Annotated in this window: 10 protein-coding genes; 5 read left to right on the plus strand and 5 right to left on the minus strand. The window is 70.9% G+C overall.

Annotated features, from left to right (window positions below):
- Nucleotides 1-43: 43 nt before the first annotated feature.
- The 5 genes from ssuC to ssuE form a co-directional block, all read right to left on the minus strand.
- Nucleotides 44-832, minus strand: coding sequence for an aliphatic sulfonate ABC transporter permease SsuC (gene ssuC, locus ABDJ85_RS19490; RefSeq protein ID WP_347706473.1), 789 nt, complete (start codon nucleotides 830-832; stop codon nucleotides 44-46).
- 2 nt (nucleotides 833-834) lie between these two features.
- Nucleotides 835-2,019 (minus strand): FMNH2-dependent alkanesulfonate monooxygenase, encoded by a 1,185-nt coding sequence (gene ssuD / locus ABDJ85_RS19495; RefSeq protein ID WP_347706513.1) that lies wholly within the window; start codon nucleotides 2,017-2,019, stop codon nucleotides 835-837.
- Between the two features lie 44 nt (nucleotides 2,020-2,063).
- Nucleotides 2,064-3,041 carry an aliphatic sulfonate ABC transporter substrate-binding protein gene (locus tag ABDJ85_RS19500; RefSeq protein WP_347706474.1) on the minus strand — a complete coding sequence of 326 codons (978 nt, stop codon included), beginning with the start codon at nucleotides 3,039-3,041 and terminating at the stop codon, nucleotides 2,064-2,066.
- A gap of 13 nt (nucleotides 3,042-3,054) precedes the next feature.
- The gene (locus ABDJ85_RS19505) at nucleotides 3,055-4,011 is read right to left on the minus strand and encodes a sulfonate ABC transporter substrate-binding protein (RefSeq protein WP_347706475.1); all 957 of its coding nucleotides are present in this window, start codon (nucleotides 4,009-4,011) and stop codon (nucleotides 3,055-3,057) included.
- A 124-nt stretch (nucleotides 4,012-4,135) separates the two neighbouring features.
- Nucleotides 4,136-4,675 carry an NADPH-dependent FMN reductase gene (ssuE, locus tag ABDJ85_RS19510; RefSeq protein ID WP_347706476.1) on the minus strand — a complete coding sequence of 180 codons (540 nt, stop codon included), beginning with the start codon at nucleotides 4,673-4,675 and terminating at the stop codon, nucleotides 4,136-4,138.
- Between the two features lie 339 nt (nucleotides 4,676-5,014).
- On the opposite strand from ssuE, the gene ABDJ85_RS19515 reads away from it, so the two are divergent.
- From ABDJ85_RS19515 to ABDJ85_RS19535, 5 genes are all read left to right on the plus strand, one after another.
- Entirely contained in the window at nucleotides 5,015-5,755 is a 741-nt protein-coding gene (locus tag ABDJ85_RS19515; RefSeq protein ID WP_347706477.1) for a TetR/AcrR family transcriptional regulator, read from the plus strand.
- Nucleotides 5,752-7,176: a TolC family protein gene (locus ABDJ85_RS19520; protein ID WP_347706478.1), complete on the plus strand. Its 1,425-nt coding sequence runs from the start codon at nucleotides 5,752-5,754 to the stop codon at nucleotides 7,174-7,176. Before ABDJ85_RS19515 ends, ABDJ85_RS19520 begins: the two co-directional genes overlap by 4 nt.
- Nucleotides 7,173-8,306 carry an efflux RND transporter periplasmic adaptor subunit gene (locus ABDJ85_RS19525; RefSeq protein WP_347706479.1) on the plus strand — a complete coding sequence of 378 codons (1,134 nt, stop codon included), beginning with the start codon at nucleotides 7,173-7,175 and terminating at the stop codon, nucleotides 8,304-8,306. Before ABDJ85_RS19520 ends, ABDJ85_RS19525 begins: the two co-directional genes overlap by 4 nt.
- A gap of 14 nt (nucleotides 8,307-8,320) precedes the next feature.
- A complete protein-coding gene (locus ABDJ85_RS19530) occupies nucleotides 8,321-11,410 on the plus strand; it encodes an efflux RND transporter permease subunit (protein WP_347706480.1) in 3,090 nt (1,029 codons plus the stop codon).
- Nucleotides 11,411-11,509: 99 nt separating this feature from the next.
- A complete protein-coding gene (locus tag ABDJ85_RS19535) occupies nucleotides 11,510-12,070 on the plus strand; it encodes a hypothetical protein (protein ID WP_347706481.1) in 561 nt (186 codons plus the stop codon).
- Nucleotides 12,071-12,156: the final 86 nt, after the last annotated feature.

Here is a 12,156-nt window from a genome sequence, read left to right on the forward strand (position 1 = left end):
TGGGCGTGCTGGCTGTGGTGAGCAAGGTCATCGTGCGTTTCCTTCAAGCTTTGGCGGTGGCCTGGTAACCCGGGTGCCAGCGCAGCCACCAGCGCTCCAGGCCCTTGGCGGCCAGGTCGGCCAGCTTGCCCAGCAAGGCATAGAGCGTGATGCCCACCAGCACCACGTCGGTCTGCAGGAACTCGCGGGCATTCATCGTCATGTAGCCGATGCCGGACTGGGCCGAGATGGTCTCGGCCACGATCAGCAGCACCCACATCAGCCCCAGGCTGAAGCGCACGCCGACGAGGATGTTCGGCAACGCGCCGGGCAGCACCACGTGCCGGTACAGCTGCCAGCCGCGCAGGCCATAGCTGCCGGCCATCTCGATCAGGCCCTTGTCCACCGCGCGGATGCCATGGAAGGTGTTGAGGTAGACCGGGAAGAACACACCCAGCGCGACGAGAAAGAGCTTGGCCGTCTCGTCGATGCCGAACCACAGGATGACCAGCGGGATCAGCGCCAGCGGCGGCACGTTGCGCACCATCTGCAGCGTGGTGTCGAGCAGGGTCTCGGCGCGCCGGAAGCTGCCGGTGAGCAGGCCCAGCAGCAGGCCCAGCCCGCCGCCGATGGCAAAGCCCAGGGCCGCGCGCCGCGTGCTCACGGCCACGTGCTCCCACATCTCGCCGCTGGCCGCCAGGCGGCCAAAGGCCTGCAGCACGGCCCAGGGCTCGGGCAGCACGCGGGTGCTGAGCCAGCCCTGCACGGAGGCCAGCTCCCAGGCCGCGATGATGAGCACGGGCAGGGCCCAGGGGGCCGCGCGCTCAAGCCAGATGCTCGCCTTGCTGCCCATGCTCAGCTCGCAGCCGTCTGTGCCGCGTTGGCGGCGGGCACATAGCTGTTGGCCACGATCTCTCCGAAGGGCCCGGTCAGCTTCGGCGCGGCCAGCTTCTCGCGCAGCGCCAGCGGCAGCAGCGGGAAGACCAGCTCGGCAAAGCGGTAGGCCTCTTCCAGGTGCGGGTAGCCCGAGAGCACGAAGTACTCGAGCCCGAGGTCGGCGTACTCCTTGATGCGCGCGGCCACCTGCTCGGGGTTGCCCACCAGGGCCGTGCCGGCGCCGCCGCGCACCAGGCCCACGCCGGCCCAGAGGTTGGGCGCCACCTCCAGGCCCTTGCGGATGTCGCTGGGGTCAAAAGCGCCCTTGTGCAGCTCGGCCATGCGGCGCTGGCCCACGCTGTCCATCTGCGCAAAGCGCTTTTGCGCGGCGGCCACGGTGGCCGGGTCCAGGTGCTGCACCAGCTCGGCGGCGGCGGCCCAGGCCTGCTCTTCGGTCTCGCGGACGATGACGTGCAGCCGGATGCCATAGCTGAGCGAGCGGCCCCGCGCGGCGGCACGGGCACGCACGTCGGCAATCTTCTCGGCCACGGCCTCGGGCGGCTCGCCCCAGGTCAGGTAGGTGTCGAGCTGCGCAGCCGCCAGCTCATGCGCCTCGGGCGAGGAGCCGCCGAAGAACAGCGGCGGATACGGCGCCTGCACCGGCGGGTAGAGCAGCTTGGCGCCCTTGACCTGGAGGTGCTGGCCTTCATAGTCCAGCGCCTCGCCGGTGTGGCTGCGCGCCAGGATCTCGCGCCAGATGGTCAGGAACTCGCTGGACAGGCGGTAGCGCTCGGCATGCGGCAGGAAGAGGCCGTCGCCCTCCAGCTCCTCGGCGTCGCCGCCGGTGACGAGGTTGAGCAGCAGGCGCCCGCCGGAGAGGCGGTCAAAGGTGGCGGTGATGCGCGCGTACTGCGAGGGCGTGATCAGCCCGGGCCGCAGCGCGACCAGGAACTTGAGCCGCCGCGTCGCGTCGATCAGGCTGGCGGCCACCGTCCAGGGGTCCTCGCAGGAACGGCCGGTGGGGATGAGCACGCCCTCGTAGCCCAGCGAGTCGGCCGCAACGGCGATCTGCTTGAAGTAGGCGAGGTCGGTCTGGCGGCCGCCCCGGCTGGTGCCGAGGTAGCGGCTGTCGCCGTGGGTGGGGATGAACCAGAGAATCTTCAGGGGCTGCTGCGACATGGGTCAGGTCTCCTAAGGGGGTGGGGCAGTCAACGGCCAGCGGGGCGCCAGACGATGTCGGCCACGCGGATGGATTTGGGGATGAGGGTCAGCTCGGCAAAGGCGTCAGCCACCTGCTGCTGGTCGGCCACCAGGGCCGGGGGCAAGGGGGCCACGGGCGAGGGCGGGCGGCGCTCCAGCACGCGGTGCACGGTGGCCAGGCCCAGCCCGGCAAAGTCGGCAAACAGCTGGGCGGCCTCCTTGCGGTGCGCCTGCACCCAGGCATCGGTCTCGGTCAGCGCACGGAACACGGCGCGCAGCGCCGGCTCGTTGCCAGCCAGCGCGCGCGAGGCCAGGTAGAAGGTGTTGTTGTTGGTCAGGCCCCGGCTGGTGGCCAGGGGGCGCGCGGCACCGTCGATCTCGGCCGCCGCGTAGTAGGGGTCCCACACGGCCCAGGCGTCCACCGAGCCACGCTCGAAGGCCGCACGGGCATCAGCCGGCGCCAGGTAGGTGGCCTGGATGTCGGTCCACTTGAGGCCCCCCTTCTTGACGGCCTGCACCAGCAGGTAGTGCGCACTGCTGCCGCGCTGCACGGCCACGCGGCGGCCGCGCAAATCGGCGAGCGTCTTGAGCGGGCTGTCCTGGCGCACCAGCACGGCCGAGCTGTCGGGCTTGGGCGGCTCGGCGCCGACGTAGACGATGTCCTTGCCGGCAGCCTGGGCGAAGACGGGCGGCGAGTCGCCCACGCCGCCGAAGTCCACACTGCCCACGGCCAGCGCCTCCAGCAGTTGCGGGCCGGCCGGGAACTCGACCCACTTCAGCGCTACACCGGGCAGGTGCTTGTCCAGCAGGCCGAGGCTCTTGAGCAGGGCGAGGTTGAAGCTGCCCTTTTGGAAGCCGACGCGGAACTCACTGAGGCCGAGCACGGCGGCAGGCTTGCCCGCCTGGGCCCAGGCGGGAGTGGCCAGCAAGCTGGTCAAGGCGACCAACCAGCGGCGGCGCGACGCGGGGCGAGGGAAGGAGCGCATCGCCGGGCCCGCCTCAGTTCGCGCCAGCCGGCAGCGCGTCGGCGATGCGGATGGCCTTGGGGATGAGCTTGAGCTCGAAGAAGCTGTCGGCGATCTTCTGCTGCTCGGCGGCGATGGCGGCCGTCACCGGCTTCACGCCAAACTGGTAGCGGCGCAGGCTCTGCTCCACCACCTCGGGCTCCAGGCCCTGCAAGGGCGCAATCAAGGCCACGGCCTGCTTGAAGTTGGCCCGCAACCACTGGCCGCGCTCGGTGCTGTCGTCAAACAGCGCCTTGATGACCTGGGGCTTCTTCTGCGCGTAGCCACGCTCGGCCAGGTAGTAGGCGAAGTTGTTCACCGTGCCACGCCCATCGGCCAGGACGCGCGCCCCCGTCTGCTTCTCGGCCGCCGAGAGGAAGGGGTCCCAGATCACCCAGGCGTCCACGGCGCCCTTCTCAAAGGCCGCGCGCGCATCGGCCGGCGGCAGGAAGACGGGCTGGATGTCGGCGTACTTGAGCCCGGCCTTCTCCAGCAACTTGACGAGCAGAAAGTGCACATTGCTGCCCTTGTTGAAGGCCACCTTCTTGCCGCGCAGCTCTGCGACGGACTTGATCGGCGAGTCCTTGGGCACCACGATGGCCTCGGCCTCGGGCGCCGCCGGGTCGTAGCCGATGTAGACGAAGTTGGCCCCGGCGGCCTGGGCAAAGATGGGCGGCGCCTCGCCGACAAAGCCCACGTCCACGCTGCCCACGTTGAGGCCTTCGAGCAGCTGCGGGCCGGCCGGGAACTCGACCCACTTCACCCCCACGCCCAGCGGCGCGAGGCGTTTCTCCAACGTGCCCTGGGCCTTTTGCAGGGTCAAGAGGCTGGCGGACTTCTGGTAGCCGATGCGCAGCAGCTCGCCGCTCTGGGCGGCGGCCGTGCCGGCCCAGGTGGTGAGGGCAATCAGGCTCGCAAGGGCGAGGCGGCGGGGTAGTTTGGCGATGGACATGATGAGGTGGGGCAGGTTGTTGGCGTGGGTGTCAAAGACGAAGGGACAGCAAGGCCCGCACGGCCAGCCCGGGCGGGCGCCGTGTGGGGGTAGAGCAGGATGTGAGGCGTGGAGCCGGTCGGCGTCAGCTTGGTTGTGGCTGAGCTAGTGGCGCGAGAGCGAGCAGCCCCGCCACCGCCACATCCAGCCGCGCCAGCAACTCCGGCGCCGCTTCAAAGCGGTTGCCCGCACCGCGCGGCAGCTGCGCATCGGTGGCAAACACGCCATCGGCAATCTGCCGCGCACCCAGTGCGTTCAGCACCGGGCGCAGTGCGTAGTCGAGCGCCAGCAGGTGGCCCGCGCTGCCGCCGGTGGCCAAGGGCAGCACGCGCTTGCCACGCAGTGCGTCCTGCGGCAGCAGGTCGAGAAAGGTCTTGAGCAAGCCGCTGTAGGCCGCCTTGTAGATGGGTGTGGAGACCAACACCACATCGGCCTCCAGCACCTGCTGCAGGGCGGCCGCAATGGGCGCGGCGTGCACATCGGCCCCCAACAGCGCCTCTGCAGGCAGCTCGCGCACGGCGATCAAGGAGGCCAACTGCGGCTGCAGGCGTTCAACCGCGAGCGCCAGCAACCAGTGGGAGCGTGAGTGGGCAGAGGGGCTGCCGGAGATGCGGACAAGCTTCATGACGGACTCAGCGCCACCAAGACGCCGCAGGTGTTTGAACAGTGCACTCAGCTTAGGAGCCACCCCTGCCCAAGCCAACGAAGCGATTCAGAGAACCTCATGCGCAAAACCGGGAAGTGCCCCGCCGGCAAACGATCTGCGCAGCCTGCTGTCAATTTCGTGCCACCTCGTTCGTTATGGTGACAAGCCCTGGCACCCACACCGCTCCCACGCGGGGTGCGCGGTGCCCCCCCCGGATGCCATTCGACACCCCCCAATCTGCAAGGCCATTGAATTCAAGCAGTCGCTTGATTGTTTGATACATTGCGCGCACTTCGACCCACGCCCCTGCCCGCCCCCATGGCCGCCCGACGCCCCCCCGAACCTGCCGCCCCCCGTGCCGGCCGCCGCCCCAAGGCGGAGGCCATCGACGCGCGCGCGGCGCTGCTCAAGGCCGCCACCCAGCTGTTTGCCGAGCAAGGCGTGGCCGAGACGACCACGCGCGAGATCTGCACGGCGGCGGGGCTCAACCCCGGTGCCATCCACTACCACTTTGGCGACAAGGACGGCCTCTACCGCGCCGTGCTGCTGGGCCCGCTGGAGGCCCTGCGCGACGAGATGACCGGCTTTGACGACCCGGCCCTGCTGCTGCGCGAGGCGCTGGCGCGCGTGCTGATGCCCTTCATGTGCGGTGACGACACCGACCCGCTGCAAGAGGCGGTGATGAAGCTCTTCCACGACGAGATCCACGACCCGAGCCCGGTGTTCGCCCAGGCCTTCCGCGACGTGGTGGCGCCGCTGCACCAATCGCTCTCGGGTCTGCTGGCCCGGCACATCGGCTTGAAGGGCCCCAACACCACCACCCACCAGCTGGCCTACGCGCTGCAGGCCGCCGCGCACGACTACTCGCACTGCAGCGGAATGATGGAGCTGATGTCGCCCGGCTGGCTCGACGCCCCCGGCAGCTTTGACGCTGTGCGCGAGCGCCTCGTCGAGTGGGGCCTGGTGCTGGTGGAGCACGAGCGCCGCAAGCACGCGCAAAGCTCCCCGCCCAAGCTGGCTCCGATTTCCAAGAAGAAACCCGCCTCCCGCAAGCCATGAAACCCTTGACCCCGCTCCCCACGGCCCTGGCCGCGCTGGCGCTGCTGGCCCTGCTGTCAGGTTGCGCCGCACCGCCCCCCAGCCCCGCCGCGCCGCCGCGCCTCCCAGCCGCCTGGACCGCGCCGCAAAGCGGTACCCAGGCCCTGCAGCCTGACTGGTGGACCCCGCTGGGCGACCCGCTGCTGGGCCGCCTCATCGAGCGGGCCCGCGAGCAAAGCCCCAGCCTGGCCCAGGCCCGCGCCCGCCTGGCCCGCGCCACCGCCGGCCGCGAGGCAGCGCAAGCGGCGCTGGCGCCGCGCGTGGGCATGGAGCTGGCCCCGCAGCGCGGCCAGATGGCACCGCCACTGCACGCCTCGACCAGCGCACTCTGGACCTTGCAGGCTGGCTGGGAGATCGATCTCTTTGGCAGCACCCGCGCCAGCCGCGATGCCGCCGGCCAGCGCGCCACCGCCGCCCAGCTCACGCTGGACCAGGCCCAGGTCTCGCTCGACGTCGAGGTCGCGCAGGCCCTGCTGGCCTGGCGCCATGCCGACGCCCAGGCACGCCTGGCCGCAGAAGACCAGACCCTGGCCGAGCGCCTGGCCGCTGCCGACGCCGCCCAGGCCCAGGCCGGTGTGCTGAGCCCCGCCGGCGCCGCGCTGTCGCAAACCATTGCCGCGGCCGCCCGCAGCCGCCACCGTGTCTGGCAAGAGCAGCGCGGCGTCTGGCTGCAGACCCTGGCCGTGCTCTGCGCCGATGAAGCCAACACCCTGGCCACCGAACTGTCTGCCAGCCCGGCCCCGCTGCCCGTGCCGCAGGCGCTGCGCGTCGAGACCGTGCCGGCCGAGTTGCTGGAGCGCCGCCCCGACCTGCGCGCCGCGCTGCACCAGTGGCAGGCCGCCGCACTGGACGCCCACGCCGCCCGGCTCGACCAGACCACGCCCCAGCTCAGCCTCGGCGCCTTGGCCGGCCGTGGCCGCTGGGAGCTGACGAGCGGCACGCTGACCGGCCAAGTCTGGAACATCGCGCCCACGCTCAGCCTGCCGCTGTTCGACTTTGGCGGCCGCGCCGCCGCCACGGCTGCGGCGCGCGCCACCGAGGCCGAAGCCCGCGCGGGGCTGGAGGCGCAGTGGCGCGGCGCGGTGTCCGAGGTCGAGCAGGCGCTGCTGCGCTGGCACGCGGCAACCGCCGAGCGCGTTGACGCCGCCACCACGCGCCAGCACTGGCAGCGCATTGCCGAGGCCACGCGCGCCCAGGCCCGCGCCGGCCTGGCCAGTGCCCAAGCCCAGGCCCGCGACCAGCGCAACCTCCTGACCGCCACCTCCGCCGAGCTCGACGCCGCGCGCGAGCACGTCGCCGCCTACCTGCAACTCGTTCGCGCCCTCGGGGGCGGCTGGCAAGCCAGCGCCACCGCCGCCGCCACCGCTGCCACCGCCCCATGAAGACCCTCGCCATGCCACGCAAGTTCAAGCCCGATTCCGCCTTGCCCTTTGCCACCGTTGCCTTGCTGGCTGCCGCTTTGGCGGCCGCAATGACCTTTGCCCTGCAGCCCGCCGAAGCGGCGGATGCATCAGCCGCTGCAGCCTCGGCCGTCAAGCCCGCGCTGACCGTGGCGCTCACGCCCGTGAAGGCCGAGAGCTGGCCGCAGCTGCTGTCCTCCACCGGCAGCCTCGCCGCCTGGCGCGAGGTGCAGGTGGGCAGCGAGCTCGGCGGCCAGCGCATCCAGCAAGTGGCCGTGGAGCTGGGCCAGCGCGTGCACAAGGGCCAGGTGCTCGCGCAGCTGCAAAGCGCCAGCGTGGCCGCTGACCTGGCCGCCAGCCGCGCCGGCTTGCTCGAAGCAGAAGCCACCGCCCGCGAGGCCGTCAGCACCGCCGCGCGGCTCAAGACCCTGGCCGGCACCGACGCCGTCAGCGCCCAGCAGCTGGAGCAGGCCCAGGCCGCCGCCGCAGGCGCCGAGGCCCGCGCCGCCGCCGCCAAGGCCCGCGTGCAGGCCGACGAGCTGCGCCTGTCCTACACCCGCATCGTGGCGCCGGTGGACGGCATCGTCAGCAGCAAGGAGGCCGTGGAAGGCGCGCTGCCGCAAGCCGGCCAGACGCTCTTCAGCCTGATCCGCGACGGCCGCCTGGAGTGGCGCGCCGAAGTGCCGGCCAGCGAGCTGGCGCAGCTGCAGCCCGGCCAGAAGGTGCGCGTGCTGCCAGCCGGCGGCACCCAGCCGCTGGAGGGCAAGGTGCGCGTGGTGGCCCCCACGGTGGACGCCACCACCCGCCTCGGCCGCGTGCTGGTGGACCTGGGTGCCGGCCCTGGCGCCCGGGCGGGCATGTTTGCGCGCGGCGACTTCGTGCTCGGCGACGCCAATGTGCTGACCGTGCCGCAAACCGCCCTGCTGCTGCGCGATGGCTTTGCCTTCGTCTTCAAGCTTGAGGGCAGCAAGGTGCGGCAGGTGAAGGTGGAGCTGGGCCGGCGCCAGGGTGACCGGGTCGAGATCCGCAACGGGCTCAAGGCTGCCGACAAGGTGGTGGCGCAGGGCGTGGGCTTCCTCGCTGATGGCGACACCGTCCGCGTGACCCAATGAGCGGAGACGCAAGCATGTTCAACGTATCCGCCTGGAGCATCCGCAACCCCGTGCCGTCGGTGTTGCTCTTCGTGATGCTGACGGTGCTGGGCATCATGGGCTTTCGGGCCATGAAGATCCAGCAGTTCCCCGACATCGAGCTGCCCACCGTCATGGTCACGGCCAGCCTGCCGGGCGCCGCGCCCGCGCAGATGGAAACCGAGGTGGCCCGCAAGCTCGAGAACGCGCTGGCCAACCTGCAAGGCCTCAAGAACCTCTACGCCAAGGTGCAGGACGGCACCGCCGTCATCACGGCCGAGTTCCGCCTTGAGAAGCCCACGCAGGAGGCGCTGGACGACGTGCGCGACGCTGTGCAGCGCACCCGCAGCGACCTGCCCGGCGACCTGCGCGACCCGGTCATCACCAAGATGAATCTCTCGGGCTCGCCCATCCTGACCTACACGCTGTCATCGTCGGCGATGGACGACGAGGCGCTGTCCTGGTTCATCGACAACCAGGTCACGCGGCGCATGCTGGCCGTCAAGGGCGTGGGATCGGTGGCCCGCGTGGGCGGCGTCACGCGCGAGATCCGTGTCGAGCTGGACCCGGGCCGTTTGCTCGGCCTGCGCATCACGGCCGCCGAGGTCACGCGCCAGCTGCGCCAGCAGCAGCAAGAGGCCTCGGGCGGTCGCGCCCAGCTCTCGGGCGCCGAGCAGAGCCTGCGCGCCATCGGCACCGTGGCCGACGCGCAAGCCCTGGCTGCGCTCGACATCAGCCTGAACGATGGCCGCCACGTGCGGCTGGACCAGATCGCCAGCGTTATCGACACCGTGGCCGAGCGCCGCTCGGGCGCCTTCCTCAACGGCAAGCCGGTGGTGGGCTTCGAGATCACGCGCACGCGCGGCGCCGGTGAGCTGGATGTGGCCAACGGCGTGCGCGCCGCGCTGGAGGCCTTCAAGGCCGAGCACCCGGACCTGACCGTCACCGAGGCCTTCAACTTCGTGGACCCCGTCATCGAGAACTACGACGGCAGCATGAAGCTGCTGATCGAGGGCGCGGTGCTGGCGGTGATCGTGGTGTGGTTCTTCCTGCGCGACTGGCGTGCCACCTTTGTGAGCGCCGTGGCGCTGCCGCTCTCGGCCATCCCGACCTTCGCGGTGATGCACTGGATGGGCTTCACGCTCAACGTGGTGACCCTGCTGTCGCTGTCGCTGGTGGTGGGCATCCTGGTGGACGACGCCATCGTCGAGATCGAGAACATCATGCGCCACCTCGGCAAGGGCGTGGCGCCGCTCGATGCCGCGCGTGAGGCGGCCGATGAGATCGGCCTGGCCGTGATCGCCACCACCTTCACGCTGATCTCGGTCTTCCTGCCCACGGCCTTCATGGCCGGCGTGCCGGGCAAGTTCTTCGTGCAGTTCGGTTGGACGGCGGCGCTGGCCGTGTTCTTCAGCCTCGTGGTGGCGCGCATGCTCACGCCCATGATGGCCGCCTACATCCTCACGCGGCCCAAGAAGGAGCACACCGACCCGCGCTGGATGCCCGCTTACCTCAAGGTCACGCACTGGTGCCTGCAGCACCGGGGCAAGACGCTGGCGCTGACGGCGGTGTTTGCGGTGGCCAGCTGCGCGCCGCTGTTTGCCGGCAAGATCAATGGCGCCTTCATCCCGCCCGATGACCTGAGCCAGACCCAGGTCTACATCGAGCTGGAGCCCGGCAGCACGTACACCCAGACCGAGCGCATCGCCGAAGCTGCGCGCGCCGTGCTGGCCAAGCATGCGCACATCAAGCTCATCTACACCGCCGTGGGCGGCGGCTCGGCGGGGTCGGACCCCTTCGCCGTGGGCGGTGCGCCCGAGGCCCGCAAGGCCACGCTCACCATCAACCTCACGCCGCGCGACCAACGCCCCGGCATCAGCAAGCAGGACATCGAGCGCGAGATGCGCGCGATGCTGGAGCCGCTGGCCGGCGCGCGCTTCCGCGTCGGGCTCGGAGGCTCGAACGACAAGTACATCCTGGTGCTGGCCGGCGAAGACGGCGAGGCCCTGGCCGCGCATGCCGCCAAGGTCGAGCGCGAGCTGCGCGCCCTGCCCGGCATCGGCCAGGTGACGAGTTCGTCCAGCCTGCAACGGCCCGAGCTGGTCGTGAAGCCCGACGCCGCCCGCGCGGCGGACCTGGGCGTGACCACCGCCGCCATCGGCGACGCGCTGCGCATCGCCACCAGTGGCGACTACGAGCAGTTCGTGCCCAAGCTCAACCTCTCGCAGCGCCAGGTGCCCATCAATGTGCGCCTGCCTGACAGCGCGCGGCAGGACATCGACCTGCTCGGCCAGCTCCATGTGCAGGGCGCCAAGGGCCCGGTGCCGCTGGCGCAGGTGGCCGAGCTGTCCTTGGCCGCCGGCCCGGCGCAGATCGACCGCTTCAACCGCTCGCGCAACGTCAATTTCGAGATCGAGCTGAACGGCCTGGCCCTGGGCGACGTGCAGGCGCGCGTGGCCGCCCTGCCCACCGTGGCCCAGTTGCCGCCCGGCATCATCAAGACCGAGACCGGCGACGCCGAGGCCTTCACCGAGCTGAGCGAGAGCTTCCTGCTGGCCATGGCCACGGGCGTGGCCTGCATCTACATCGTGCTGGTGCTGCTCTTCCACGCCTGGGTGCAGCCGGTCACCATCCTGGGAGCGCTGATCCTCTCGCTGCCCGGTGCCTTCCTGGCCCTGTTCGTCACGCGGACCGACCTGTCCATGCCGGCCATGATCGGCATGATCATGCTGATGGGCATCGCCACCAAGAACTCCATCCTGCTGGTGGAGTACGCCATCATGGCCGAGCGTGACCACGGGCTCTCGCGCTTTGACGCCCTGATCGACGCCTGCCACAAGCGCGCGCGGCCCATCGTGATGACGACCCTGGCCATGGGCGCCGGCATGCTGCCCATCGCCCTGGGCTTTGGCACCGACCCGAGCTTCCGCGCGCCCATGGCCATCGTCGTGATCGGCGGCTTGATCACCTCCACCTTCCTGAGCCTGCTGGTGATCCCGGTGCTGTTCACGCTGGTGGATGACCTGATCCGCAAGTGCACGCCCAAGCGCTTCCAGCGCAAGCACGCGGACCCGGCGACCGCCTGAGCGCAGCCTGAGCCCACGAAGGCTGACCCCGCCAGCCGAGGAGGCGGCGGGGCCTTGCCCCTGGGGGGCGTGATGGTCGAACCTTTATCATTCGGCCTCATGTCTCCCGCTCCCCGCGACGTGGCCCAGATCCGTCTGGACAACGCGCTGCTGCTGTTCGACGAGTTCGTCAGCGCCACCGTCAAGCACCCTGATGCCGCCACCCTGCGCGGCCTGGAGCGGCGTTTTGCGGAGCGACTGCAGATCCAGCCCAGCTACTGGAGCCAGATCAAGGGCCGCGCCCGCCAGATCGGCGAGCGCCTGGCGCGGCAGTTCGAGCAGCTCTGCCACAAGCCCCAGGGCTGGATGGACATCGACCACCAGAGCCCCAGCGCCATGGCCGCCGCGCAGACTCAGGCACAAGCCGCCGAGCCTGACGCGCCGCCCAGCACCCCGCAGGACGACGACGAGCGCTTCATCATCGGCCTCGTGCTCACCTACTACCGGCGCCACCCCCAGCGCGCCCGCACCCGGCTGCTGGACCTGCTGGGCGAGGTGCTCACGCCCAGCCCCGCTCCAGCCGTCAAAGCGGCCCCCAAGCCCGGCGCCACGCCCGCCTCCGAGCTGGACGATTGGCGCCGCGCCCAGCAGGGCGTGGCCCCGCTGAAGAAAAAGCGCTAACTCCGCAAGCGCCGCGCCCGCCTGGCGCGCGCCCCCCTCGACACACGCTCACCCCCCCAAGCCTTGGGAGGCGGCGCGCTGCGCGA

The organism is Roseateles paludis (assembly GCF_039872745.1).
In the GTDB taxonomy this organism is placed as follows: Bacteria; Pseudomonadota; Gammaproteobacteria; order Burkholderiales; family Burkholderiaceae_C; genus Pelomonas; species Pelomonas paludis.